We start from the raw sequence: 23952 nt of genomic DNA, 5'->3' as shown, positions 1-23952 counted from the left end.
CCAGCGTTCAATCTGAGCCATGATCAAACTCTTCAATTTAAGTTTGGTTGCTTCGAAAAGCGGCTCAATGAATTGCTGAATTAACTGCTGCAACTTTCGTTGCTTTGGTCACTTCATCAGACATTGATATCAAAAATTGTTTTTGATGCTCGATGCTGTGAGTGCCCACACAGATTGCTTGATTCAAATTGTTAAAGAGCGTCACGCTTATCGCGTTGAGGAGGCGCATCTTACACTCCTCACTTCGAAAGTCAAGCGGTTGTTTTCGCTTTTCTTTCGGCGCCCACTTCCTAAGGAAGCTGGCTCATCAGGTTGGCGTGTTCCGCCGTGCTGGTAGGGGCGCATTATAGGGAGCCGCGCCGGGATGACAAGGGCTTTTTGTAAAAATGCGCTCGTTTGCTGAAAAAGCAGGCTAAACCCCATGAAATGAGAGTTTACCCCAGTTTCATGCCGCTTTTTTGTTCATACCGTCAGTCTGGGCCTGAATGTAGTTGACCCAGCTGGTCGCCCTTTCTTGCCAGTTGTTCTGCTGTTGCAGCTCGCGAGCCAACACCAGCGCCTGAGCATATTGTTCTTTATTGAGATGTGCCTGCACCAGCAGGGCCTTGGCTCTGTTGCCCTGCTCTCCCTTCACCGACTTGATGGCCGCGAGCTGGGTCATGGCGGCATCCGTCTTGCCCTGTTGCAGCAGCAGTTCGGCGGCTCGCATGGCGGCCTTGGGGTGAGCATGTTCCCGGGCAAGCAGTTGCCAGCTGTCCACAGCCTTCGGCCACTCACGCGCCCCTTCCCACAACTGGGCAAGCAATTGTCGGTTCTCGGCGTTCTGCTTCATCTGTCCCTTGGCCATGGCAGACTCCAGCAGACGCGCACCGCGATAGGGCAGCCCCTGCCAGGCATACAGGCGGATCAGCTGGTTGCGGGCGGCGGCATCATCCATCAGCTGACGGTCGATGGCGGTTTGCAGCAGTGCAAGCGCTCGATCACCACGCTTGGCGGAGAGATTGAGCGACACCGCCTGCTGCCACCACTTGCTCTCTTTCGGCTCGCGGCGGATCAACTCTTCGGCCTGATCCGCAGCCACGCCGTAACGCTGCAATGCAGTGAGGGCAGAGAGGCGGATGATGGCTGCCTGCTTCTGCCAGCTTTTCTTCAACAGTTGTTCACTCTGGCTGGCTGCCTCGCCGTACTGCTTGTTGTGGTAATAGAGGCCAGCCAAGCGCAGACGCAAGATATCGTCAGCCTTGATGGCCAATGCGGCCTTGTAGCTGGCGATGGCGCCGGACCAGTTGGATTGCTGGGCCTGGATATCCCCGCGCAGACGCAACAACTGAAGTCGTTGCTGCTCTGGCCACTCTTTATAGGCAAGAGCCTGCTCCACGTAGCGACTCGCCTGTGCGGTCTGCTGCAGGTTGGCGGCCAGAGAGGCCTGTAACTGCGCCAGCCAGGCGTGCTCAGCCTCGGAACCGGCTTTGAGCACAGCCGCCTTGCTCTGGGCCTGTTGCCACTTGCCGGATTGATAGAGCTTCATCACGGGCTCCAGCTGGCGGGAGAAATGAGGGCTCACCTCCATCGCCAGACAGGCTTGGCTGACCAGGGCCAGCAGACAGATCCAGATCCGCAACATGGTTATGACTCCAATTTGAATTTGAGCGTGATGACTTGCACCAGCTTGTCGGTGGCGCCCGGCCTAGGCTGATAGCGCCACTTGTTGATCGCCTGAATGGCCGCTCGCTCGAACTGGCGCTTCGGCTTGGCCTCGACCACCTCCACATCCTGTACCCGGCCGTCGGCATCGACGCTGAAACGCAAGGTCACGGACCCCTCGATGCCTGCCTGCTGGGCCCGGTAGGGATAAACGGGCTCAACCCGTTGTAGTGGCATCAAGAGGTCGCTGGCACCGATTCCAGCGCCCTGCTGCTGACCATGGAAATTGCCGCTCGCGACCGGAGTGGGACTGGTCGCCACGCCAGGGGCGGAGACCTGTACCGCACTCAGGGTCGAGACCAGATCCAGGCTCGGCTGTACCGAAGGCAGCGGGGCCGCCGCCGGCATGGGCATCGGTGTCGAAGCCAGCGCGGCAGGCGGCTCCGGCAAGGGTTCCGGCTCCTGGGGTACCGGCCGCTCACGCACCTGTACCTCGGTCACCTCGTTCTGCATGTTGATGACGATGGATTTCTGCTCTGTAGTCGCCTTCTCCCCTCCGGGCGGCTCCACCAGGGTGGCCATGAACAACAGGATGCCCAGACTGAGGGCGGTCCCCAGTCCCAGGCTCATCAACTTGTGTTTCATTTCGGTGCCACCGCTACGGCGATGTTGGCGATGCCTGCCGCCTTGGCTTCATCCATCACCCGCACCACCTTGCCGTGGGGTACCCGTTCATCGGCCTGGATCACCAGGCTTGCCTCGGGCTGCTCCGCCAACAGTCGGGCGAGGGTGGCCTGCACCCGCTCCACATCCACCTGTTTGCGGTCGAGGAAGATCTGCCCCTGAGCGCCGATCGCCAGCATGATGCTGGACGATTTCTGCGCCTTGGCCTGGGGTCTGTGTACCTCAAGCCCGGCTTCGCGCACGAAGGAGGTGGTCACGATGAAGAAGATCAGCATGATGAAGACGATATCCAGCATGGGGGTCATGTCGATCTGCACTTCGTCACGCTGGCGTTTGGATTGCCGTCTCATTGCATTACCTTCTCTTCTCGCAGGCCGTCCCGGGTCTTGGCCAGCGCACGCTTGGCCTGACTCTCGAGCCGGCTAAGTAACAACACGCCGGAGAGGGCCACCACCATGCCTGCCATGGTGGGGATGGTGGCGCGGGAGATCCCTCCCGCCATGCTCTCCGGGTTAAAGCGGTTGGCCGCAGCCAGCGCATCGAATACGCCTATCATGCCGGTCACTGTACCCAGCAACCCCAGCATGGGGCAGAGCACCACCAGGGTGCGGATGAAGATCAGATGACGGTTGAGCGCCAGCTCCACTTCTGCCAGCCAGCGCCCGCGAATCGCGCGAGCGTGCCAGCTGTGACGCTCGCGACGCGCCTGCCAGCGGCCCAGCAGCTGACACTGCAACGGTGCAAACCCCAGGTTGAGGTAGAGCAGCCGCTCGATCATCAGAATCCACATCAGCACCAGCAAGGCCAGAATGACCCAGAGCACCGGGCCGCCACGGCCCATGAAGCTCTGCAACTGCTGCCAGATGTCGAGCATCATGCTACCCGCTCCACCCTGTCACCATTGCTTTCGGCCCGCTCGGCCAGGATCCCGGCCACCTGCTGTTCCAGCACGTTGGAGAGCTCGGTGAAACGGGACTGCAACAGGCTGTGGGCCAGGATCAGCGGAATGGCCGCTACCAGACCCTGCACCGTGGTGACCAAGGCCATGGAGATGCCGCCCGCCATGATCTTGGGATCGCCGGTACCGAACTGGGTGATGGCCTGGAAGGTGCCGATCATACCGGTCACTGTCCCGAGCAGACCCAGCATTGGGGCGATGGCCGCGATCACCTTGACCATGCCGATGCCGCGCTCCAGGCGAGGGGTCTCCTGCAGGATCGCCTCATCCAGACGCAGTTCGAGGGTCTCCATGCTCAGTTCTGGATGCTTGTCAGCCACCGTCAGCACCCGGCCGAGGGCGTTGTCGGCATGATATTCACCGCTCTTGAGCTGGCGACGAACCCGACCCAGTTCGCGAGAGAGGCTCCACAGCCGTACTCCAGCGATCCCCAGGCCGATAGCGGCCAGCAGCACGATGATGGCGCCGACCTGGCCGCCCTGCTGGACTTGCTGCCAGAAGGTGGGCGCCTGGGCCAGCATATCGAGCAGAACACCGTGGGAGGGATCCAGCGGCAACGCTTCTCCCTCCTGACCCTGATAAGCGGCCACAGCGGAAAGCACGCTGCCTGGCAGGCCCAGCACCGGACTCAGGCCTTCGGCCTCCGGTTGCAAGAAACCAGCATCGCCCAGCAGGGCGAAGCTGCCGATCCGGGTCAACGTCTGCTCGCTGGCAACGCCCTGGGCATCAAGCACCTTGCCGTTGAACTGGGCAACCCGGCCCGATTCGCGGATCTCCTGTAGCAAGGTGGCTGGCAGCAGGGCAAGGGCGGCGCGATCAGGCACCTGTTTATCCTGTGCCATGGTTTTCAGCGGGGCGAGGCGATCAGGATACTGGCCCTCGACGGCGGATTCGCTCAGCAGCTTGACCGCATCGCTTGCCCCCTGACGGGTGACAGCAAAGATGTCGTTCATGTCGCCGGAGGCTTGCTCCCACTGGGTATTGAGCTCCACCAGCTGCTTTTCATTGGCCGCGAACTGGCTGGCCAGCTCCTTGCTCAGGCGCTGGGCCTCGGCCAGCTTGGTACGGGCAGTGCTCAGCTCCCTGGAGACAGACGCCAGATCCTGCTGAGCCTTCTGTTCACGGGCCTGTTCCTGCTGCTGCCAGGCTTCCTCGGCCACGGCGGCTGTGGTGCCCAGAGAGAGGGCGAGGGCAAGGGGTAACCACTTCATGGTGACGCTCATGACTGGGCCTCCTGACCACGGCTGACGGAAAGGGGGACATTCAACAACTGGGGAACTTTCTTGTCGGCAGCCATTTCCAACGCCTCGGCGATGGGGGAGAGCCACTGGCCGTCGAGGGCTTGCCACTGCTTGTGCTCGGCAGACCAACGCCACGCCTGGGAGCGATCGGCGGTCATCGCCAGCAGGGAGACCCGGCCCAGAGCCAGCACATCGACCCGGCGCGGTGCGCCATCCAGCACCAGCTCGGCGGAATAATGGTCCAGCCTGCTGCCGTATTCGGCTTCAATCTGATAGGCCTGCAATAGCTGGCGGAACTTCTCCGCCTCGCTCACATCGGCTCTGGCCAGCGTCGCTTTCAAGGCAGCAACCCGCGCCAGACGATCCTCCCTGCGCAGCGGGATGTCATCCTGTACCAGCTGTTCCAGATCGGCTTGCATCTGCAGCATCAGGGGGACAAGCCCCTGCCTGGTCTCCTGTACCGCTTCCAACTGCTGGCTCAGCTTGCCCAGCTCGTTTTGCTGATCGGCCACCAGAGACTGCATGTAGCGGTTGTAGGCTTCCAGATCCCGCAGTTGCAGTTGGGCATTTTGCAGCTCAATCCTGGCGGCGACGGCGCCATCGGCGGCTTTCTCCACACGCAGCTGGGAGGCTTTCCCGTCGGCGATACTGTTCTTCAATGCTGGCGCAACCACTTCGTCGGCGGACACGACGCAATGAACGGCCATGGGTAACAAGGCCAGACCCCAAAACTTGTTCATGATATAAATCTTAACAATGATAACTATTCTCATTGTCTCAAAGAGTAGGGTCACTGGCAATCAGATGATTTTCTTGGCCTCTGGCCGAAAAAACAGGATACTTTTTAGACAAGTACGGGAATAACTGGCGTTGGTAGTCGCAACACCATTTTAAATAACTAAAAAATGTCTTTTCGATCAGCAAGATAAGTGATCGAAAAAGGAGACTTACATGTTTAACGATGCGATCTGGGAACACATAGATCGGTTCACCAAGGCGAAGAAGACCAGCGAGATCCAGCAACAACTGGAGCGCTTCAGTCATCAGATGGGGTTTGATTACTTCCGTTTGCTGATTATTTTCCCCATCAGTATGCAGAAATCCCATGTGGCCTTGTTCAACAACTGCCCCACCAGCTGGTTTGATGCCTATTCGGAACGACACTACCTGACCCAGGATCCGGTCGTCTTCCTGGGACTGAAGCAGACCCAGCCCATCTTCTGGAACAAGCTCGATTGTGATGCCCCCTGGTTGCCCAGCGCCAGCAGGGAAGTAATGAACCTCGCCGCCGACTTCGGGGTGAGGAACGGCGTCTCCTTCCCGCTGCACACGCCGCAGGGGGAACACGGCATCCTCTCTTTCATCAGCAAGGAGAAGTCCAATTCCGATCTGATGTTTGAAAACGTTCCCCTGCTGTCATTCTGTGCCAGCTACATCTTCAACTCGGCCCTGACCCTCATCAAGGCCAGGCCAGACCTCATGAAATACCTGGCCGAGCTGTCGGATCGGGAGAAGGAGTGCCTGTTCTGGGCCAGCGAGGGCAAGACCTCCTGGGAGATCGCCACCATCCTCGGCATCAGCGAGCGAACCGTGAACTTCCACCTCAATCAGGTCACCAACAAGACGGACTCGCGCAACCGCAACCAGGCGATTGCCAAGAGCATCTCCAGCGGCATCATTGTGCCTTCCCTGGACGACGTGACCATCACCAACCTGCGGCTGTCGTAGCCTGTTTTGCCAAAACCAAAAGAGCCGCAATGCGGCTCTTTTTTCATTTCCGGCGACGGCTTATTCCACAGTCACGGATTTGGCCAGGTTGCGTGGCTGATCCACGTCGGTGCCCTTGATGAGGGCGACGTGGTAGGAGAGCAACTGCAGCGGCACGGTATAGACGATCGGCGCGATCATCTCTTCCACGTGGTTCAGGCTCATCACCCGCATGGTCTCGTCGCTCTTGAAACCGGCGTCCGCATCGGCGAACACATAGAGGATCCCGCCACGGGCGCGCACCTCTTCCACGTTGGACTTGAGCTTCTCCAGCAGATCGTTGTTCGGCGCCACGACGATGATGGGCATCTCGGCATCGATCAGCGCCAGCGGGCCATGCTTCAACTCACCGGCGGCATAGGCCTCGGCGTGGATGTAGGAGATCTCCTTGAGTTTGAGCGCCCCTTCCATGGCGATGGGGTACTGGCTGCCACGACCGAGGAACAGGCTATGGTGCTTGTCGGCAAACTCTTCGGCCAGAGTCTCGATCTGCTTGGCCAGGGCCAGGCTCTCCTTGATGCGCACAGGCAGGGCTTGCAGCGCCTTGACCAGTTCGGCCTCGGCGGCGGCGCTCAGGTTGCCACGGCAGTGACCGACTGAGGCCACCAGCATCAGCAGACCAGCCAGCTGGGTGGTGAACGCCTTGGTGGACGCCACCCCGATTTCTGCCCCCGCACGTGTCATGAAGGCCAGGTCGGATTCGCGCACCAGGGAGGAGCCCGGTACGTTGCAGATGGCCAGCGAGCTCATGTAACCGGATTCCTTGGCCAGACGCAGGGCTGCCAGGGTATCGGCGGTTTCTCCGCTCTGGGAAAGAGTCACCAGCAGGCTGTTGGGGCGTACCACCGACTTGCGGTAGCGGAACTCGGAGGCGATCTCCACGTCGCAGGAGACGCCGGCGATCTCTTCAAACCAGTATCGGGCCACCATGCCGGAGTTGTAGGAGGTGCCGCAGGCGACGATCTGGACGTGCTCGACCTTGTCGAAAATGGCGCGGGCGCCGTTGCCGAAGGACTCGACCACCACGTGATCACTGCCCAAGCGGCCTTCCAGGGTGTTGGTGATGGCCTTGGGCTGCTCGTAGATCTCCTTGAGCATGTAGTGTCGGTATTCGCCCTTGTCACCGGCATCGTGGGACAGCTCGGACTCCAGCTCTTCGCGCACCACGGCATGGCCGTCGGTATCGAAGATGTGCACGTCGCGGCGGGTCACTTCGGCCACATCGCCCTCTTCCAGGAAGATGAAGCGGCGGGTCACCGGCAGCAGGGCCATCTGGTCGGAGGCGATGAAGTTCTCGCCGATGCCGCGGCCGATCACCAGAGGGGAGCCGGAACGGGCCACCACCACGCGGCTGTCGTCACGGCTGTCCATCACCACGGTGCCGTAGGCGCCGCGCAGTTGCTTCACCGCGACCTGCATGGCCGCCAGCAGGCTGGGGGCGGATTTCAGCTCGTGGTGCACCAGGTGGGCAATCACTTCGGTGTCGGTGTCGGAGCTGAACACATAGCCCAGCGCCTTGAGCTCTTCACGCAGCTCTTCGTGGTTCTCGATGATACCGTTGTGCACTACCACGATATGCTCGGAGACATGGGGGTGAGCATTGCGCTCGGACGGCTCGCCATGGGTAGCCCAGCGGGTGTGGGCAATGCCGGTACCACCGTGGACGGACTGCTCTTCCAGCGCCTTGGCCAGCTCGGCCACCTTGCCGAGGCGACGCACCCGCTGCAGCGGCTGGTTGGCGCTGAACACGGCGACACCGGCCGAATCGTAGCCACGGTATTCCAGACGGCGCAGGCCCTCTACCAGGATTTCAGCCACATCACGTTGGGCTACGGCCCCGACGATGCCACACATAGACTTCTCCTTGAAACGTAAGACGTTAATTCGGTTGGATAATGGTTTGTTCAGGTCACACGGCCACGGGGGCGCAAATCAGCTGGATCCCCCTGGCCTGGATCTGTTCTCTGGCCGCACTGGCCAGCCCCTCGTCGGTCACCAGGGTATGGATGCCGGACCAGGGCAGTTCGAGATTGGGGATCTTGCGGCCGATCTTCTCCGACTCCACCATGACGATGACCTCTCGCGACACTTCGGCCATGACCCGGGAGAGGCCCACCAGCTCATTGAAGGTGGTGGTACCGCGTTCCGGGTCAATGCCGTCGGCACCGATGAACAGCTGGTCGAAGTCATAGGAGCGCAGCACCTGCTCCGCCACCTGCCCCTGAAAGGATTCGGAGTGGGGATCCCAGGTCCCGCCAGTCATCAGCAGGGTGGGTTCGTTTTCCAGCTCACGCAGGGCACCGGCCACATTGAGGGAGTTGGTCATGACGATGAGGCCGCGCTTGTTGCCCAGCATGGGGATCATGGCGCTGGTGGTGCTGCCGCTGTCGATGATGACGCGGTTGTGATCGCGGATCCGCTCGGCGGCGGCGCGGGCAATGGCCAGCTTTCGATTCGAAACTTGTTCCGGGTTGCTGTCCACCACCATCTCGCTGGGGAGGGGAACGGCACCGCCGTAGCGACGCAGCAACAGGCCACCGGTCTCCAGCACCGCCAGATCTTTGCGGATGGTCACCTCGGAAGTGGCGAAGTGTTTGGCCAGGGCATCGACGCTGACTTCCCCCTGCTCCTGCACCAGACTCACTATGGTGTGACGGCGCTGCTGTGTGTTGCGTTTGGTCATTTATAAGTTTCGATTCGAAAGAATGACGAAATATTAATGCCTTTTCGGGAAAAATCAAACGGCAAATAGGATCCGATTTGGTTCGATGCCAGAATGAGGAGCCGATTTGCGACGAGGACGCCATGCAAAAACGACTCATCTGGCTGGTGGAAGATGAAGCCAGCATTGCCGATACCCTGATCTATGCCCTGCAGACCGATGGTTTCGAGGTGGAGTGGTTCCCCCTCGGTCAGCCGTTGCTGGCGCGACTGGAACAGACGCGACCGGATTTTTTGATCCTGGATGTGGGGCTGCCGGATATCAGCGGTTTCGAACTGTGCAAGCGGGTGCGGGCACTGACCGATATTCCCCTGATGTTTCTCACCGCCCGCAGCGAGGAGATAGACAGGCTGATCGGGCTGGAGATAGGGGCAGACGACTATGTGGCCAAACCCTTCTCGCCCCGTGAGGTGTGCGCCCGGGTGCGGGTCATCCTGCGCCGCAGCCAGCCCGCCCCCTCCCAGCCGATACAGCCACTCGCCCTGGACGAGGAGCGGGCACGAATCTGCTTCCTGGGCCAGCCCCTGACGCTCACCCGCTATGAGTACCTGCTGCTCAAGACCCTGATGCTGGCGCCGGGTCGGGTCTACTCCCGCCAGCAGCTGATGGATCTGGTGTGGCAGGATGCGGAAGAGAGTCTGGATCGCACCGTCGACACCCACATCAAGACCCTGAGAGCCAAGCTGCGGGAGCGGGACCCTGACGCCAACCTGATCCTGACACACCGCGGGCTGGGCTACAGTCTGGAGCTGGCATGAACTCAGGGTGGCCGGGCATCGGCAGGGGGATGAGATGAGAATCGGATTGCAACTGCTGTGCGGCCTGGTGCTGATCTTCGCCCTGGCCGCCTGGTTCGTGCTGGAGATCTTCGTCGAGGAGATCAAGCCCGGGGTACGCAGCGCCACCGAAGATACCCTGGTGGACATGGCGCAGATGCTGGCCCCCCTGGCCCTGGACGACATGCAGGAAGGAAAGATGGCGAATGGCCGGCTGGCCAGCGCCTTCGCCCGCCTCAACCAGAGTCCCATCAATGCCCTCATCGATGGCCACCTCAAGCAGCAGGCGGAGTACCGCATCTATGTGACCGACGCAAAAGGCAGGGTGGTCTACGACTCGGACGGGGTGGATCTGGGCAAGGACTATTCCCGCTGGAACGACGTCTACCTGACCCTGCGCGGCGAATATGGCGCCCGCAGCACCCGCAGCGACCCCGACGATCCCGCCAGCTCGGTGATGCACGTGGCCGCCCCGCTGCGGGAAGGGGATGACATCCTCGGCTCCCTCACCGTCGCCAAGCCCAACAGCACCCTGCAGCCCATGATAGAGCGCAGCGAACACCAGTTACTAAGAGGGGCGGCCCTGCTGCTGTTCATCTCGCTGCTCATCGGCGCCTTGCTAGTGTGGTGGCTCAACCGCGCCATCGGCAAGCTGGTGCACTATGCAGATGCAATCAGTCAGGGTCAGCCCGCCAGCCTGCCGCGCCTCTACAGCCCCGAACTGGACAGGCTAGGCCACTCCCTGGAAACCATGCGCCGCCAACTGGACGGCAAGGCCTATATCGAGGCCTATGTCCACAGCCTGACCCACGAGCTCAAAAGCCCGCTGGCGGCCATTCGCGGGGCGGGGGAGATTCTGGCCGAGGCGCCGCCGCCGGACATCGCAAAGCGCTTTATCGGCAACATCAATCTGGAGACGGCCCGCATGCAGCAGCTGATCGAGCGCATGCTGCAACTCGCCCGCCTCGAATCAGGGCAGGGGCTGGACAGACAATCCGTCGAGCCGGCCCGGCTGGGCAGACGGGTGCTCGACGCCCGCCAGATCCAGGCCCAGCGCCGCCAGATCTCCCTGCACGCCGAGCTGGGGGAAGGTCAGAAGCAGAAGTGGGATCCCCTGCTGGTGGAGCAGGCCCTTGGCAACCTGCTGGACAACGCCCTCGATTTCGCCCCCGTCGGCAGTACCCTGGTGCTGAGCGGCGCCATGGAGGAGGGGGGTTATTGCTTCCGGGTGCGGGATCAGGGGCCAGGCATTCCCGACTTTGCGCTGCCCAGGATTTTCGAGCGTTTCTACTCCCTGCCAAGGCCAGACAAGGGAAAAAGCAGCGGCCTCGGGCTCAGTTTTGCCATGGAGGTGGCACGCCAGCATGGCGGCCATCTTGCTCTTGCCAATCAGCCGGACGGGGGGGTGCTGGCCACACTCTGGCTGCCCGGCAACTGAGGACACTTCACACCAAGCACACAGAGCCGGGCTAAGCTGCACCTCCTCGATGACGACCTTCCCCGTCGATGCGCATTCATATTAATCAAGGAGATAGATATGCCCCGTATGCTGTTGTCCGGTCTGCTTGCTGCTGGCCTCTTCTGTGCACTGCCTGCCAGCGCCGCTTCTGGCTGCATGCTGTTTGCGGATGGAACCGGCAAACCCGTCAGCACCCAGGGGGACTGTGCCGCCCAGTTGACCCCGGCCTCCACCTTCAAGATCCCGCTGGCACTGATGGGCTATGACAGCGGCTTCCTGGTGGATGAACAACTGCCGGCCCTGCCGTTCAAGGCCGGTGATCCTGATTTCCTGCCGGAGTGGAAACAGACCACCACCCCGAGCAGCTGGATGAAGAACTCCGTCATCTGGTATTCCCAGCGCCTCACCGAGTGGCTGGGAGAGGCTCGCTTCCAGCACTACGTGGACAGCTTCGACTACGGCAACCGGGATCTCGAAGGCAACCCGGGCAAGCACGACGGTCTGACCCAGGCCTGGCTCAGCGCCAGCCTCGCCATCAGCCCCCAGGAGCAAGCCCGCTTCCTTGGCAAGATGGTGAGCGGCAAGCTGCCGGTCTCCGCCCAGACCCTGCGCCATACCGCCAACCTGATGCGTCAGCCCGACATCGACGGTTGGCAGATCCACGGCAAGACCGGCATGGGTTACCCCAAGCTGCTGGATGGCAGCCTGGACAGGGAGCAGCAGATCGGCTGGTTCGTCGGCTGGGCCAGCAAACAGGGCAAGACGCTCATCTTCGTCCACACCGTCATCCAGAAGCCGGGCAAGCAGTTCGCTTCCCTCAGGGCCAGGGAGGAGGTGTTCGCCGCCCTGCCGGCCCGGTTGAAGACACTCTGATGCCAGCAACACCGGCGCCTGGCGCCGGTTTTTTTATCCCCCTTCACCACCACTTCACACTGCCCCATCCTCCCTTCACGCGACCCCAGCACACTCCCGTTCAACAACAAGGAGACGTGTCATGGTCAAACAGATTTTCACCCACAAGATCGCCCTGCTGCTGTTGCTCTGCCTGCTGATGATGATCCCGGTTCACGCCATCATGGAGCTGAATCGGGAGCGCCAGGCCTATCGCAGTCAGGCCATTCACAGCATCATGGCCAGCCACAGCGGGCCCCAGCGCCTGATGGGGCCCGTACTGGTACAGCCCTATACCCGGGCCGTCACCGTCGAGCAGGATGGCAAACATTTCGTGCGCAAGGAGCAGGTCTATCGCTACCTGCTGCCCCAGAGGCTGGACGTGCGGGCCAGCATGGAGGTGACCCCGCGCAAGCTCGGCATCTATCAGGCCCAGATTTATCACAGTCGCCTCTCACTCTCCGGCCTGATGCCCACCAGCCTGGCTGACAAGGGGCTGGTGGCCGGCAACCCGAACCTGAGCTTCGACCCGGCGGATCCCGCCCTGGTGCCGGGCAAACCCTATCTCAGCCTGATCCTCTCCGATGCCCGGGGCATCAGCCGCGTACCCGAACTGCAATGGGGGGAGCAACGCATCCCGTTTGCCCCTGGTGCCCAGCTGGGGGACGGGCGAGTGGGGATCCATGCCCCGCTCGACGCCTTGCCAGACGAAGATGGCCGCTTTCACATCGAGCTCGATCTGCAAGGCATGAATGCGCTGGAAGTGGTGCCGCTCGGACAGGACAGCCGGTTTCACCTAAGCGGCAACTGGCCCCATCCCAATTTTCTCGGCGACTTTCTGCCCGGTGAACGCACCCTTGCGGATCAAGGGTTCGAGGCAAGCTGGCAGACCAGCTGGTTCGCCACCGACATGGAGAGCCGCTTCAACCGCATGATGAAGGGAGCCGGTACCAAACTGCCGTCATTCAGCGTCAGCCTGGTGCAACCGGTGGATCACTATCAGCTGAACGAGCGGGCCGCCAAATATGCCCTGCTGTTCATCGGCCTCACCTTCATCAGCTTCTTCATGTTCGAGCTGCTCAAGGGGCTGCGGGTACACCCCATCCAGTACGCGCTGGTGGGCATGGGGCTGGCCATCTTCTATCTGGTGCTGCTGGCGCTGACCGAGCATCTCGGCTTTACCTTGGCCTATCTCATTGCCGCCCTGGCCAGTGTGGCCCTCAACGGCTTTTACCTGAGCCATGTGCTGGGCGGCCCAAAACAGGGCATGGGATTCGCCGCCCTGCTGGGGCTGGTCTACGCCATCCTGTTCGGGCTGCTGCAGGCCGAGGAGACAGCCCTGTTGCTCGGCGCCCTGCTGCTGTTCGCCACCCTGGCGCTGGTCATGGGGCTGACTCGCAAGCTCGACTGGTATCAGGTGATGGAGAACAGTCCCTCCGCCACCGCATGGGCGGCCCCCCAGCCATCGACCAGTGACACCAGCCATCAGCCATAAGCAAAAAAACCGGCGCCCTCGGGCGCCGGTTTGCATTTCATTGATCGGGCATCACTTCTTCTTGACCGGACGGGGCCAGTTCGGAATGTGGCGCTGGGGCACCCGGGTGATCACCAGCTCGTTTTCCGCCACATCCTTGGTGATGGTGGAACCCGCCCCCAGGGTCGCCCCCTTGCCGATCCGCACCGGCGCCACCAGCTGGGTATCGGAGCCGACGAAGACATCGTCCTCGATGATGGTCTGGAACTTGTTCACCCCGTCGTAATTGCAGGTGATGGTGCCAGCACCGATGTTCACCTTGGCGCCGACGTCCGCATCCCCCAGATAGGTCAGATGACCGCACTTCGAGCCCACCCCCAGCCGGGCCTTCTTCATCTCGACGAAGTTGCCGACATGGGCATCCTGCTCCAGCACGGCACCCGGGCGCAGGCGGGTAAAGGGCCCGACCGAGCACTGGTCGGCAATTTGCGCACCTTCGATGACAGAGTAGGGTTTCACCTCGGTGTGGTCGCCGATGACGCAATCCTTCAATACGCTGCCGGCACCGATGCGCACGTGATTACCCAGCACCACCTTGCCTTCGATGATGACGTTGACGTCGATCACCACCTCCTCCCCGATTTCCAGGGTGCCGCGCAGATCGAAACGGGCCGGATCGATCAGGGTGGCGCCGGCGATCATCAGCTTCTCGGCCTGCATCTGCTGGTAGCTGCGCTCAAGCGCAGCCAGCTGCACCCGGTTGTTGGCCCCTTCCACTTCCATGGCGCTGTCAGGGTGGACGGCGGCGATGGCACAACCATCCCCATGGGCCATGGCGATGACGTCAGTCAGATAGAACTCGCCCTGGGCATTCTTGTTGTCCAGGCGGGAGAGCCAGCTACGCAGCAGACCACCGTTGGCCACCAACACGCCGGTGTTCACTTCGCGGATGGCAAGTTGCTCGGCGTTGGCATCCTTCTGCTCGACAATGCCGACCACCTGACCATGTTCCCGCACGATGCGGCCATAGCCGGTCGGGTTGTCCAGTACCACGGTCAGCAGCGCCATGCCATCGTCGGCCTTGGCGGCCAGCAAGCGTTGCAGGGTCTCGGGCTGGATCAGCGGGGTATCGCCGTAGAGCACCAGCACGTCGTCTTCGTCATGCCAGAACGGAATGGCCTGGGCGACGGCATGGCCGGTCCCCAGTTGCTGGGCCTGCAGCACCCAGTTCACATCTTCCGCGACGATCCGCTCCTTGAGCAGCTCGGCACCGTGGCCATAGACCAGGTGCAACTGTTCGGCACCAATCTGGCGAGCGGTATCGATCACATGGGAGACCATGGGCTTGTTGGCCACGGGGTGCAGCACCTTGGGGAGAACAGAACGCATACGAGTACCTTTACCCGCAGCCAGGATCACGACATTGAGAGACATAGCTAGCCTTTGAAACAGGTGGAAATGCTGGGCGGAGTCTATCCAACGGGCAAAAAAAAAGCGACCCGAAGGTCGCTTTTTGCATCACCGTGATTAGCGGTAATTCTTTTTGACGATATCGATAACCCGCAGCTGGGCCATCGCTTTGGCCAGCTCGGCAGATGCCTGAGCATAGTCGATATCACCATGGGAGCTGTTGATCCGCTCTTCGGCACGACGCTTGGCTTCCTGGGCTTTCGCCTCATCCAGATCGTCTGCGCGAATGGCGGTATCGGCCAGCACGGTCACGGCTTCGGGTTGTACTTCCAGCATGCCGCCGGAGATGTACAGCACCTCTTCGCTACCATTTTGCTTGATCAAGCGGACCAGGCCCGGCTTGATGGCAGTCAGCAACGGAGCATGACCGTGGCGGAGACCCAGCTCACCTTCGGAGCCTGATACCTGGGCAGATTGCACGCGACCGGAAAACAGTTTTCCTTCGGCGCTCACCACATCCAGGTGAAAGGAGATCATCTCAGCCATGGGCCCTCCTATCGAGGCTTACAGTTTCTTGGACTTCTCGACGACTTCGTCGATGCCGCCAACCATGTAGAACGCCTGCTCCGGCAGATCGTCATACTCGCCCTTCAGGATGCCCTGGAAGCCACGGATGGTTTCCTTCAGCGGCACGTATTTGCCCGGAGAACCGGTAAATACTTCGGCCACGAAAAACGGCTGGGACAGGAAACGCTCGATCTTACGGGCACGGGCTACGGTCAGTTTGTCTTCTTCTGACAGTTCATCCATACCCAGGATGGCGATGATGTCCTTCAGCTCCTTGTAGCGCTGCAGTACGGTCTGAACGCCACGAGCGGTCTCGTAGTGCTCCTTGCCAACCACCAGCGGATCCAGCTGACGGGAGGTGGAGTCCAGCGGGTCAACGGCCGGGTAGATACCCAGTGCCGCGATCTGACGGGACAGTACGACGGTCGCATCCAGGTGGGCGAAGGTGGTCGCCGGAGACGGGTCGGTCAAGTCATCCGCAGGCACGTAAACGGCCTGTACGGAGGTGATGGAACCGGTCTTGGTGGAGGTGATGCGCTCTTGCAGAACACCCATCTCCTCGGCCAGGGTCGGCTGGTAACCTACTGCGGAGGGCATACGGCCCAGCAGTGCGGATACTTCGGTACCGGCCAGGGTGTAACGGTAGATGTTGTCCACGAAGAACAGCACGTCACGACCTTCGTCACGGAACTTCTCGGCCATGGTCAGGCCGGTCAGCGCCACGCGCAGACGGTTTCCGGGCGGCTCGTTCATCTGACCGTAAACCAGAGATACTTTGTCCAGTACGTTGGACTCCATCATCTCGTGGTAGAAGTCGTTACCCTCACGGGTACGCTCACCTACACCGGCGAACACGGAGTAACCGCTGTGCTCGATCGCGATGTTACGGATCAGCTCCATCATGTTGACGGTCTTGCCTACACCGGCGCCGCCGAACAGACCAACCTTACCACCCTTGGCGAACGGACATACCAGGTCGATAACCTTGATGCCGGTCTCCAGCAGCTCGGTGCTGTTGGACTGATCTTCGTAGCTGGGGGCTTCGCGGTGGATGGACCAACGCTCTTCTTCGCCGATCGGACCCTTCTCGTCGATGGGGTCGCCCAGTACGTTCATGATACGGCCCAGGGTCGAGGTACCGACCGGTACCTGGATGGCCTTGCCGCTGTTAACTACTTCCAACCCACGACGCAGACCGTCGGAGGAACCCATGGTGATGCAACGCACGACGCCGCCGCCGATCTGTTGCTGAACTTCCAGTACCAGACCCTGGCCTTGGCCTTCGCTGACAACCTTCAGTGCATCGTACACCTGGGGCACGGCATTCTGCGGGAACTCGATGTCCACCACAGCGCCGATGATTTGGACGATGAAACCGTTACTCATGTCAAATCCTCTAAACCTTTGATAACCCTTGCCTTACACCGCAGCAGCACCGGAAACGATCTCTGTGAGCTCCTGGGTAATACTGGCCTGACGGGCCTTGTTGTATACCAGTTGCAGATCGTTAATCAGGTTGCCGGCGTTGTCAGTCGCGGCTTGCATGGCAACCATTCGGGCTGCCTGTTCACTTGCCAAGTTTTCTACCACACCCTGGTAGACCTGGGATTCGACGTAGCGAATCAGCAGGGTATCCAGCAGTTGCTTGGGATCCGGCTCATAGAGGTAGTCCCAGTGGTGCTTCTTGGCGAGCTTGCTGTCTTCTGTTACGGGCAAAGGCAGCAGTTGATCGACTTTTGGTTGCTGAACCATGGTGTTGACGAACTTGTTGTACACCAGATACAGCCTGTCAATCTCACCGTTGTCGTAAGCCTTCAGCATGACCTTCACTGAACCGATCAGGTCATTGACGCTCGGGTTATCACCCAGTCCGGAGACGTGGGCTTTCACCTTGGCGCCGTGCCGTTCAAAGAAGTTGGAGGCCTTGTTACCGATCAATGCCAGGTCAACCTTGGCACCTTTCGCGCTCCATTGCTTCATATCATTGAGGGCAGCCTTGAACAGATTGATGTTCAGACCACCACACAGGCCACGGTCGGTGGAGACGACGATGTAACCCACTCGCTTCACCTCACGTTCGATGAGGTAGGGGTGCTTGTATTCCAAGTTCCCCTGAGCGATATGGCCGATCACCTTGCGCATGGTTTCAGCGTACGGACGGCTGGCAGACATGCGTTCCTGCGCACGGCGCATCTTGCTCGCTGCCACCATTTCCATAGCGCTGGTGATCTTCTGAGTGTTCTTCACACTCCCGATCTTGTTACGTATCTCTTTTGCGCCGGCCATCTCTTCTCTCCATCAGGTGGCAGCTTGCGCTGCCACACACGCTTACCAGGTCTGGGTTGCCTTGAAGTCATCCAGCAACGCAGTCAGCTTGCCAACGATCGCGTCGTTGTAGTCGGCCTTGGCATTGATTTCAGCCATCAGCTCGGCATGCTGGGTATTGGCGTAAGAGAGCAGAGCGGCTTCGAAGTCGACGATCTTGCTCAGTTCGACATCGGCGAGATAACCCTTCTCGGCGGCGAACAGCACCAGGGACTGCTGGGCCACGCTCATCGGAGAGTACTGCTTCTGCTTCATCAGCTCGGTGACTTTCTGACCGTGATCCAGCTGCTTGCGAGTGGCATCGTCCAGGTCGGAAGAGAACTGGGCAAATGCCGCCAGTTCGCGGTACTGGGCCAGCGCGGTACGGATACCACCTGACAGCTTCTTGACGATCTTGGTCTGAGCAGCACCGCCCACACGGGATACGGAGATACCCGGGTCAACCGCCGGACGAATACCGGAGTTGAACAGCTGGGAGGTCAGGAAGATCTGGCCATCGGTGATGGAGATCACGTTGGTCGGAACGAACGCAGAGACGTCACCGGCCTGGGTTTCGATGATCGGCAGGGCGGTCAGGGAACCGGTCTGGCCTTTCACGGCACCATTGGTGAACTTCTCTACGTACTCGGCGTTGACGCGAGCAGCACGCTCCAGCAGACGGGAGTGCAGATAGAAGACGTCACCCGGGTAAGCTTCACGTCCAGGCGGACGGCGCAGCAGCAGGGAGATCTGGCGATAGGCAACGGCCTGCTTGGACAGGTCATCATAGATGATCAGTGCGTCTTCGCCGCGGTCACGGAAGTACTCGCCCATGGAGCAACCGGCGTAGGGAGCCAGGTACTGCAGAGCAGCCGCTTCGGAGGCAGAAGCCACGACCACGATGGTGTTGGCCAGGGCGCCGTGCTCTTCCAGCTTGCGCACCACGTTGGCGATGGTGGAGGCCTTCTGGCCGATCGCAACGTAGACGCACTTAATGCCGGAATCTTTCTGGTTGATGATGGTGTCGATGGCGATGGCGGTCTTACCAACTTGGCGGTCACCGATGATCAGCTCACGCTGGCCACGACCGATAGGGATCATGGCATCGATGGCTTTCAGACCGGTCTGGACTGGCTGGTCAACAGACTTACGCTCGATAACGCCCGGGGCGATCACTTCGATCGGCGAGAAGCCGTCGTTGTCTACCGGACCCTTACCGTCGATCGGCTGACCCAGGGTGTTGACCACCCGGCCCAACAGACCACGACCGACCGGCACTTCCAGAATGCGGCCGGTACCCTTTACCTTCATCCCTTCGGCCAGATCGGCATAGGGACCCATTACTACGGCACCAACGGAGTCACGCTCCAGGTTCAATGCCAGAGCGAAGCGGTTGCCCGGCAGCTCGATCATCTCACCCTGCATGGCATCGGCCAGACCGTGGATACGAATGATACCGTCGCTTACAGAAACGATGGTACCTTCGTTACGCGCTTCGCTTTTGACATCAAACTGCGCAATGCGCTGCTTGATCAGCTCGGCGATTTCAGTGGAATTCAGTTGCATGCTCTAATACCCCAATCAAGATTGCAGCGCATCGGCCATGCGATCCAGCTTACCGCGGACCGTGCCGTCGATAACGAGATCACCGGCCTTGATGAGCACCCCGGCCATCAAGGACGCATCTGTGCTGCAATTCAGCTTCACTTTGCGCGCGAGACGTTGTTCCAGAGAAGCCTGAATATTGGCTTTCTGCTGGTCGGTCAGTTCGATCGCCGAAATCACGTCAGCCTGAACTTCTTTGTCCAGTTCAGCCTTGAGCGCGACGAATTCGGCAACGACCGCCGGCAGCACACCCAAGCGACCATTCTCGGCCATCACCCGGATCAGGTTCTGACCGTGCTCGTTGAGCTGCTCACCGCAGACACCGACAAACAGCTTTGCCAGTTCTTCGGCAGCAACGGAGCCGTTTACCAGGCTGTGCATGGTCTCGTTTTCTGCCACCTGAGCGGCGAAATCGAGCATCTCCAGCCATTGGTCAACCGCCTTGTGCTCAACGGCAAACTCGAAAGCAGCCTTGGCGTAGGGGCGAGCGATTGTAGTCAGTTCAGACATAGCCCCGTTCCCGTTACAGTTCTGCTACCAGTTTGTCGACGATGTCGCTGTTGGCAGCCTGGTCGATTTGGCGTGCCAGGATCTTCTCTGCACCCGCGATGGCAAGAGCAGCAACCTGCTTGCGCAGTTCTTCTTTGGCACGATGACGTTCAGCTTCGATCTCTGCACGGCCCTGAGCCAGGATTTTCTCCCGCTCAGCTTGGGCTCCGACAGCAGCCTCATCAATGATCTGGGCCTTGCGTTTGTTGGCCTGATCGATGATTTCAGCAGCCTGAAGCTTGGCTTCTTTCAGCTGATCGGTGGCGTTGGCCTTGGCCAGCTCCAGATCTTTCTTGGCACGCTCTGCAGAAGAGAGGCCGTCAGCGATTTCTTTCTGACGGGCTTCGATGGCAGCCATCAGCGGCGGCCATACGTACTTCATGCAAAACACTACGAAGATGAAAAAAGCAACTGCTTGGCCGAGGAGGGTGGCGTTGATATTCACAGCCGATGTCCTCTTTAGTTAGTTAATGGGTTCTGCGTGAGTCGTAATGACTTAGGCAACCGCAAACATCACGTACAGACCCAGACCAACGGCGATCATCGGGATCGCATCCACCAGACCCATCACGATGAAGAACTGGGTACGCAGAACAGGGATCAGGTCAGGTTGACGAGCTGCACCTTCCAGGAACTTGCCACCCAGGATACCGATACCGATGGAGGCGCCGATAGCCGCCAGACCCATCATCATTGCAGCAGCGATGTACAGCAGGTCCATGTTCAAGTTTTCCATGAGGATCTCCATTTATTTAGATGTAATTGATTGTATAAAAAGGATTATTTGAGTTGCATCAACCATGGTCTTCCTGCGCCATCGACAGATAGACGATGGTCAGAACCATGAAGATAAACGCCTGCAAAGTGATGATCAGGATGTGGAAGATTGCCCAAGGCACGGACAGGATCCACTGTGACCACCAGGGTAACAAACCCGCAATCAGGATGAAGATCAGTTCGCCAGCATACATGTTGCCGAACAGTCGCAGACCCAATGAAACAGGCTTGGAAATCAACGTGACGGTTTCAAGGATGAAGTTAACCGGGATGGCAGCAGGGTGATTGAAAGGCTGAAGCGTCAGCTCCTTCACGAACCCGCTGATACCCTTGACCTTGATGCTGTAGTACAGGATCAAGAAGAACACGCCCAAAGCCATGGACATGGTGATGTTAACGTCAGCAGAGGGAACCACACGCAGATAGGGAACACCCATCAACTGTGCAGCGTGAGGGATAAAGTCAACGGGGATCAGGTCCATGAAGTTCATCAGGAAGATCCACACGAACACCGTCAGGGCCAAAGGTGCGATGACCTTGTTGCGACCATGAAAGATGTCCTTGACGTTACCATTCACAAACTCGACCAGCATCTCCACAAAGCACTGCAGCTTACCGGGCACACCGCTGGTGGCCTTGACGGCAACCTTGCGGAACAACCAGATAAACAGGGCGCCTAGCACGACGGAAAATATCATGGAATCGATATTCACCGTCCAGAACCCGGACCCTACCTGCAGGTGGGTCAGGTGGTGGGAGATATATCCCTGAGGAGTCAGGACTTCTCCGGTTGCAGACATGAGTTTTCCTAATAGTGGTTGTTAAGCGTGAATGAAACTATCCACTGTACAACGAGGGCGAGGATATAAGTGGCGAAGAACGAGGCGGTGTCGACCTCAATCCCGGCGCCAAACAGCAGGGCGAAAAGTCCTGTTGTAGTAATGAGCTTAATCCCTGCCCCACCATAAAAGTCCCGCAAAACCAGGCCTACGCTCTCTTTCGTCACCTTGCGGCGCAGAACCCAGAGCGTGAACAGGGCTTGAGGAACCCAGTACATCCCCCCTCCGTAGAGAGAGGATTGTCCGGCGAACTCTCCCGCCTGATAAAACCAGACGGTGGCGATCGCCAGGATCAGGACCAGCTGACAAACGAGCATAGCCAAGGCCAGCGTCAAACCTTCCAAGGCTATTTTCTGCTTCACCAACCTACCCCTGAACATTACAGAACTGTAAAAAATCGGGATCCGAAGACCCCAGGTTCACAGCTCGAAAAGCCGGTCAAATTATACCCGTGAAGACGGCTATTGCAACATGGCAAAAATCCTTAATTTTTGCGGCTTTCCGCGCGAAATTAAGGTTATGTTCATATCGAAAGTAATGGATGTTTTATTACTACAAAAAGCGTAAAAATCACGATTCTGACAGGCCAAAATAGCCCAATACCCGGTCCAAATCTGCCAAGTTATCGTAACTTATTACTAACTTGCCGCTATCTTTCTTGCCCGGCTGAAGTTGCACCTGATTGCCAATTTTTTCAGAAATCTGGCGCTCGAGATAACCAAACTGCGGATCGCGGACGGGTTCAACCCTGGTTTTTGCCGGTTCCAGTGCTTTTTGCACCAGCTTCTCGGTATCTCGCACTGTCAGACCCTTCTGGGCCACCAGTTTGGCCAGCTCTGACTGGGCCTGACCGCTCAGGGCCAGCAGGGCACGGGCATGCCCCATGTCGAGGTCGCCGTGTTCCACAAAGCGCTTCACGTCCTCGTTGAGCTGGTTGAGACGCAGCAGGTTGGTGACCGTGGTGCGGGACTTGCCTACCGCCTCGGCAACCTGCTGGTGAGTCAGTTCGAACTCCGTCAGCAGGCGCTGGAGGGCGACGGCCTCCTCGATGGCGTTGAGATCTTCACGCTGGATGTTCTCGATGAGTGCGATGGCGACGGCCGCCTCGTCGGCGACATCCTTGACCAGGCAGGGCACCACTTCGAGACGGGCCAGCTGGGAGGCGCGCCAGCGGCGTTCACCAGCAATGATTTCGAAACGGTTTTCACCGATGGAGCGAACCACGATGGGCTGGATCACCCCTTGTGCACGGATGGAGTTGGCCAGCTCCTCCAGCGCATCCTGGGACATGTCCTTGCGCGGTTGGTATTTGCCGGACTGCAACCACTCCACCGGCAGCTTGCGCAATTCCCCCTGATTGGTCGGGGCCATGGCCTGTTCGGTGCGCTGGTCGCTCATCACCTGTTTCTGGCGGGCGGCCGTGCTGGTGCTGAGCAGGGCGTCCAGCCCCTTGCCCAGCCCACGTTTCTTCGGCGTCATATGCTCTCTCGATCTGCGGTGAGCGGCTGGGACTCCTGCTCCTGGCGGCGCAGGATCTCGCCAGCCAGGGCCAGATAGGCCTTGGCCCCCACCGATGATTTGTCATAGTGCATGGCTGGCGCGCCAAAGCTCGGCGCCTCCGCCAGTCTTACGTTGCGGGGAATGATGGTGCGATAGACCTTGTCCCCGAAATGCTGTTTCAGCTGATCGGACACATCATTGGCCAGCCGGTTGCGATGATCGAACATGGTGCGCAGCACCCCTTCAATCTTCAGCTCCGGATTGACCACGGCTGCCAGCTTGCTGATGGTGTCCACCAGGGCGGTCAGCCCTTCCAGCGCATAGTATTCGCACTGCATGGGCACCAGCACGGAGTCGGCGGCGGCCATGGCGTTCACCGTCAGCATGTTGAGAGAAGGCGGGCAATCGATGAAGACGTAGTCGTACTTGTCCCTGACCGAGGCCAGGGCGTTGCGCAGGCGGATCTCGCGGGCAAAAAACTCCATCAGGCGGATTTCTGCCGCGGTCACGTCGGCATTGGCGGCAATCAGGTGATAGCCTCCCGAGGTTTCGGGGATGATCACCTCGCCGATGGGGGCATCTTCGATCAGCAGTTCATAGGCGGTGCGCTCGACATCGTACTTGTCGACGCCACTGCCCATGGTGGCATTGCCCTGCGGATCCAGATCGATCACCAGCACCTTGCGCCGGGTAGCGGCCATGGAGGCGGCCAGATTCACACAGGTGGTGGTTTTACCCACTCCACCCTTCTGGTTGGCTATGGCAATGACTTTTCCCACACTGTC

General features: G+C 59.7%; 26 protein-coding genes. 5 read left to right on the top strand and 21 right to left on the bottom strand.

Features of this window, described 5'->3' with window-relative positions; translation table 11 throughout:
* Positions 1 to 64: 64 nt before the first annotated feature.
* The 7 genes from AB5Y70_RS16475 to AB5Y70_RS16445 form a co-directional block, all read right to left on the bottom strand.
* Entirely contained in the window at positions 65 to 229 is a 165-nt protein-coding gene (locus tag AB5Y70_RS16475; RefSeq protein ID WP_154670452.1) for a hypothetical protein, read from the bottom strand.
* 216 nt (positions 230 to 445) lie between these two features.
* A complete protein-coding gene (locus AB5Y70_RS16470; RefSeq protein WP_049637202.1) occupies positions 446 to 1624 on the bottom strand; it encodes a hypothetical protein in 1179 nt (392 codons plus the stop codon).
* A gap of 2 nt (positions 1625 to 1626) precedes the next feature.
* Positions 1627 to 2289, bottom strand: coding sequence for an energy transducer TonB (locus AB5Y70_RS16465; RefSeq protein WP_049637203.1), 663 nt, complete (start codon positions 2287 to 2289; stop codon positions 1627 to 1629).
* The gene (locus AB5Y70_RS16460) at positions 2286 to 2678 is read right to left on the bottom strand and encodes a biopolymer transporter ExbD (protein ID WP_201964192.1); all 393 of its coding nucleotides are present in this window, start codon (positions 2676 to 2678) and stop codon (positions 2286 to 2288) included. The genes AB5Y70_RS16465 and AB5Y70_RS16460 overlap by 4 nt, the downstream gene beginning before the upstream one ends.
* Positions 2675 to 3205, bottom strand: a complete 531-nt coding sequence (locus tag AB5Y70_RS16455; RefSeq protein ID WP_049637204.1) for a MotA/TolQ/ExbB proton channel family protein — start codon at positions 3203 to 3205, stop codon at positions 2675 to 2677. Before AB5Y70_RS16455 ends, AB5Y70_RS16460 begins: the two co-directional genes overlap by 4 nt.
* The gene (locus AB5Y70_RS16450; RefSeq protein WP_039040619.1) at positions 3202 to 4509 is read right to left on the bottom strand and encodes a MotA/TolQ/ExbB proton channel family protein; all 1308 of its coding nucleotides are present in this window, start codon (positions 4507 to 4509) and stop codon (positions 3202 to 3204) included. Before AB5Y70_RS16450 ends, AB5Y70_RS16455 begins: the two co-directional genes overlap by 4 nt.
* Positions 4506 to 5267: a DUF3450 domain-containing protein gene (locus tag AB5Y70_RS16445; protein ID WP_045522614.1), complete on the bottom strand. Its 762-nt coding sequence runs from the start codon at positions 5265 to 5267 to the stop codon at positions 4506 to 4508. The genes AB5Y70_RS16450 and AB5Y70_RS16445 overlap by 4 nt, the downstream gene beginning before the upstream one ends.
* Positions 5268 to 5478: 211 nt before the next feature.
* On the opposite strand from AB5Y70_RS16445, the gene AB5Y70_RS16440 reads away from it, so the two are divergent.
* A complete protein-coding gene (locus AB5Y70_RS16440; protein WP_010672236.1) occupies positions 5479 to 6255 on the top strand; it encodes a LuxR family transcriptional regulator in 777 nt (258 codons plus the stop codon).
* A 60-nt stretch (positions 6256 to 6315) separates the two neighbouring features.
* On the opposite strand, the gene glmS is transcribed toward AB5Y70_RS16440, so the two are convergent.
* Positions 6316 to 8148, bottom strand: coding sequence for a glutamine--fructose-6-phosphate transaminase (isomerizing) (gene glmS / locus AB5Y70_RS16435; protein WP_042016118.1), 1833 nt, complete (start codon positions 8146 to 8148; stop codon positions 6316 to 6318).
* Between the two features lie 55 nt (positions 8149 to 8203).
* On the bottom strand, positions 8204 to 8977 hold the full coding sequence (locus AB5Y70_RS16430) for a DeoR/GlpR family DNA-binding transcription regulator (RefSeq protein ID WP_049637205.1): 774 nt from the start codon (positions 8975 to 8977) through the stop codon (positions 8204 to 8206).
* A gap of 122 nt (positions 8978 to 9099) precedes the next feature.
* Between AB5Y70_RS16430 and blrA the strand changes: the two genes are divergently transcribed.
* From blrA to creD, 4 genes are all read left to right on the top strand, one after another.
* Positions 9100 to 9774 (top strand): beta-lactam response regulator transcription factor BlrA, encoded by a 675-nt coding sequence (gene blrA, locus AB5Y70_RS16425; RefSeq protein ID WP_010672254.1) that lies wholly within the window; start codon positions 9100 to 9102, stop codon positions 9772 to 9774.
* Between the two features lie 34 nt (positions 9775 to 9808).
* Complete coding sequence (gene blrB, locus AB5Y70_RS16420; RefSeq protein ID WP_049637229.1) at positions 9809 to 11230, top strand: beta-lactam sensor histidine kinase BlrB; 1422 nt, start codon at positions 9809 to 9811, stop codon at positions 11228 to 11230.
* A 99-nt stretch (positions 11231 to 11329) separates the two neighbouring features.
* Positions 11330 to 12124: a class D beta-lactamase OXA-780 gene (locus AB5Y70_RS16415; RefSeq protein WP_049637206.1), complete on the top strand. Its 795-nt coding sequence runs from the start codon at positions 11330 to 11332 to the stop codon at positions 12122 to 12124.
* 121 nt (positions 12125 to 12245) lie between these two features.
* Positions 12246 to 13637: a cell envelope integrity protein CreD gene (gene creD, locus AB5Y70_RS16410; protein WP_049637207.1), complete on the top strand. Its 1392-nt coding sequence runs from the start codon at positions 12246 to 12248 to the stop codon at positions 13635 to 13637.
* Positions 13638 to 13688: 51 nt separating this feature from the next.
* Here creD and glmU read toward each other — a convergent pair whose 3' ends face one another.
* The 12 genes from glmU to AB5Y70_RS16350 form a co-directional block, all read right to left on the bottom strand.
* Complete coding sequence (gene glmU, locus AB5Y70_RS16405; RefSeq protein WP_049637208.1) at positions 13689 to 15050, bottom strand: bifunctional UDP-N-acetylglucosamine diphosphorylase/glucosamine-1-phosphate N-acetyltransferase GlmU; 1362 nt, start codon at positions 15048 to 15050, stop codon at positions 13689 to 13691.
* Between the two features lie 93 nt (positions 15051 to 15143).
* Positions 15144 to 15572, bottom strand: coding sequence for a F0F1 ATP synthase subunit epsilon (locus AB5Y70_RS16400; RefSeq protein ID WP_010672259.1), 429 nt, complete (start codon positions 15570 to 15572; stop codon positions 15144 to 15146).
* Positions 15573 to 15590: 18 nt separating this feature from the next.
* Positions 15591 to 16979 carry a F0F1 ATP synthase subunit beta gene (gene atpD / locus AB5Y70_RS16395; RefSeq protein ID WP_010672260.1) on the bottom strand — a complete coding sequence of 463 codons (1389 nt, stop codon included), beginning with the start codon at positions 16977 to 16979 and terminating at the stop codon, positions 15591 to 15593.
* 33 nt (positions 16980 to 17012) lie between these two features.
* Entirely contained in the window at positions 17013 to 17879 is an 867-nt protein-coding gene (gene atpG / locus AB5Y70_RS16390; protein ID WP_010672261.1) for a F0F1 ATP synthase subunit gamma, read from the bottom strand.
* A gap of 42 nt (positions 17880 to 17921) precedes the next feature.
* Positions 17922 to 19463 (bottom strand): F0F1 ATP synthase subunit alpha, encoded by a 1542-nt coding sequence (atpA, locus tag AB5Y70_RS16385; RefSeq protein ID WP_010672262.1) that lies wholly within the window; start codon positions 19461 to 19463, stop codon positions 17922 to 17924.
* A 15-nt stretch (positions 19464 to 19478) separates the two neighbouring features.
* Entirely contained in the window at positions 19479 to 20012 is a 534-nt protein-coding gene (gene atpH / locus AB5Y70_RS16380; RefSeq protein ID WP_010672263.1) for a F0F1 ATP synthase subunit delta, read from the bottom strand.
* Between the two features lie 13 nt (positions 20013 to 20025).
* Positions 20026 to 20496 (bottom strand): F0F1 ATP synthase subunit B, encoded by a 471-nt coding sequence (gene atpF, locus AB5Y70_RS16375; protein WP_010672264.1) that lies wholly within the window; start codon positions 20494 to 20496, stop codon positions 20026 to 20028.
* 51 nt (positions 20497 to 20547) lie between these two features.
* The gene (gene atpE / locus AB5Y70_RS16370; protein ID WP_010672265.1) at positions 20548 to 20787 is read right to left on the bottom strand and encodes a F0F1 ATP synthase subunit C; all 240 of its coding nucleotides are present in this window, start codon (positions 20785 to 20787) and stop codon (positions 20548 to 20550) included.
* Positions 20788 to 20845: 58 nt separating this feature from the next.
* Positions 20846 to 21628, bottom strand: coding sequence for a F0F1 ATP synthase subunit A (gene atpB, locus AB5Y70_RS16365; RefSeq protein WP_010672266.1), 783 nt, complete (start codon positions 21626 to 21628; stop codon positions 20846 to 20848).
* Positions 21629 to 21636: 8 nt separating this feature from the next.
* Positions 21637 to 22047, bottom strand: coding sequence for an ATP synthase subunit I (locus tag AB5Y70_RS16360; RefSeq protein WP_010672267.1), 411 nt, complete (start codon positions 22045 to 22047; stop codon positions 21637 to 21639).
* A gap of 190 nt (positions 22048 to 22237) precedes the next feature.
* Entirely contained in the window at positions 22238 to 23146 is a 909-nt protein-coding gene (locus tag AB5Y70_RS16355) for a ParB/RepB/Spo0J family partition protein (protein ID WP_010672268.1), read from the bottom strand.
* A complete protein-coding gene (locus AB5Y70_RS16350) occupies positions 23143 to 23946 on the bottom strand; it encodes a ParA family protein (protein WP_029313362.1) in 804 nt (267 codons plus the stop codon). Before AB5Y70_RS16350 ends, AB5Y70_RS16355 begins: the two co-directional genes overlap by 4 nt.
* Positions 23947 to 23952: the final 6 nt, after the last annotated feature.

This window comes from Aeromonas sp. s1(2024), assembly GCF_040908005.1.
Taxonomy (GTDB): domain Bacteria; phylum Pseudomonadota; class Gammaproteobacteria; order Enterobacterales; family Aeromonadaceae; genus Aeromonas; species Aeromonas caviae.
Note: the sequence above shows the minus strand (reverse complement) of the source record. Positions and strands in the feature narration are given on the sequence as shown.

Excerpts from the sequence above, each read along its gene's own strand:
- AB5Y70_RS16455 (WP_049637204.1), bottom strand. The coding sequence starts at position 3,205 with ATGATGCTCGACATCTGGCAGCAGTTGCAGAGCTTCATGGGCCGTGGC.
- AB5Y70_RS16450 (WP_039040619.1), bottom strand. The coding sequence starts at position 4,509 with ATGAGCGTCACCATGAAGTGGTTACCCCTTGCCCTCGCCCTCTCTCTG.
- AB5Y70_RS16440 (WP_010672236.1), top strand. The coding sequence starts at position 5,479 with ATGTTTAACGATGCGATCTGGGAACACATAGATCGGTTCACCAAGGCG.
- glmS (WP_042016118.1), bottom strand. The coding sequence starts at position 8,148 with ATGTGTGGCATCGTCGGGGCCGTAGCCCAACGTGATGTGGCTGAAATC.
- atpB (WP_010672266.1), bottom strand. The coding sequence starts at position 21,628 with ATGTCTGCAACCGGAGAAGTCCTGACTCCTCAGGGATATATCTCCCAC.
- AB5Y70_RS16400 (WP_010672259.1), bottom strand. The coding sequence starts at position 15,572 with ATGGCTGAGATGATCTCCTTTCACCTGGATGTGGTGAGCGCCGAAGGA.
- AB5Y70_RS16445 (WP_045522614.1), bottom strand. The coding sequence starts at position 5,267 with ATGAACAAGTTTTGGGGTCTGGCCTTGTTACCCATGGCCGTTCATTGC.
- blrB (WP_049637229.1), top strand. The coding sequence starts at position 9,809 with ATGAGAATCGGATTGCAACTGCTGTGCGGCCTGGTGCTGATCTTCGCC.
- AB5Y70_RS16355 (WP_010672268.1), bottom strand. The coding sequence starts at position 23,146 with ATGACGCCGAAGAAACGTGGGCTGGGCAAGGGGCTGGACGCCCTGCTC.
- AB5Y70_RS16470 (WP_049637202.1), bottom strand. The coding sequence starts at position 1,624 with ATGTTGCGGATCTGGATCTGTCTGCTGGCCCTGGTCAGCCAAGCCTGT.
- creD (WP_049637207.1), top strand. The coding sequence starts at position 12,246 with ATGGTCAAACAGATTTTCACCCACAAGATCGCCCTGCTGCTGTTGCTC.
- atpA (WP_010672262.1), bottom strand. The coding sequence starts at position 19,463 with ATGCAACTGAATTCCACTGAAATCGCCGAGCTGATCAAGCAGCGCATT.
- AB5Y70_RS16465 (WP_049637203.1), bottom strand. The coding sequence starts at position 2,289 with ATGAAACACAAGTTGATGAGCCTGGGACTGGGGACCGCCCTCAGTCTG.
- blrA (WP_010672254.1), top strand. The coding sequence starts at position 9,100 with ATGCAAAAACGACTCATCTGGCTGGTGGAAGATGAAGCCAGCATTGCC.
- glmU (WP_049637208.1), bottom strand. The coding sequence starts at position 15,050 with ATGTCTCTCAATGTCGTGATCCTGGCTGCGGGTAAAGGTACTCGTATG.
- AB5Y70_RS16460 (WP_201964192.1), bottom strand. The coding sequence starts at position 2,678 with ATGAGACGGCAATCCAAACGCCAGCGTGACGAAGTGCAGATCGACATG.
- atpH (WP_010672263.1), bottom strand. The coding sequence starts at position 20,012 with ATGTCTGAACTGACTACAATCGCTCGCCCCTACGCCAAGGCTGCTTTC.
- AB5Y70_RS16360 (WP_010672267.1), bottom strand. The coding sequence starts at position 22,047 with ATGTTCAGGGGTAGGTTGGTGAAGCAGAAAATAGCCTTGGAAGGTTTG.
- AB5Y70_RS16430 (WP_049637205.1), bottom strand. The coding sequence starts at position 8,977 with ATGACCAAACGCAACACACAGCAGCGCCGTCACACCATAGTGAGTCTG.
- atpD (WP_010672260.1), bottom strand. The coding sequence starts at position 16,979 with ATGAGTAACGGTTTCATCGTCCAAATCATCGGCGCTGTGGTGGACATC.
- AB5Y70_RS16415 (WP_049637206.1), top strand. The coding sequence starts at position 11,330 with ATGCCCCGTATGCTGTTGTCCGGTCTGCTTGCTGCTGGCCTCTTCTGT.
- atpG (WP_010672261.1), bottom strand. The coding sequence starts at position 17,879 with ATGGCCGGCGCAAAAGAGATACGTAACAAGATCGGGAGTGTGAAGAAC.
- atpE (WP_010672265.1), bottom strand. The coding sequence starts at position 20,787 with ATGGAAAACTTGAACATGGACCTGCTGTACATCGCTGCTGCAATGATG.
- AB5Y70_RS16475 (WP_154670452.1), bottom strand. The coding sequence starts at position 229 with ATGCGCCTCCTCAACGCGATAAGCGTGACGCTCTTTAACAATTTGAAT.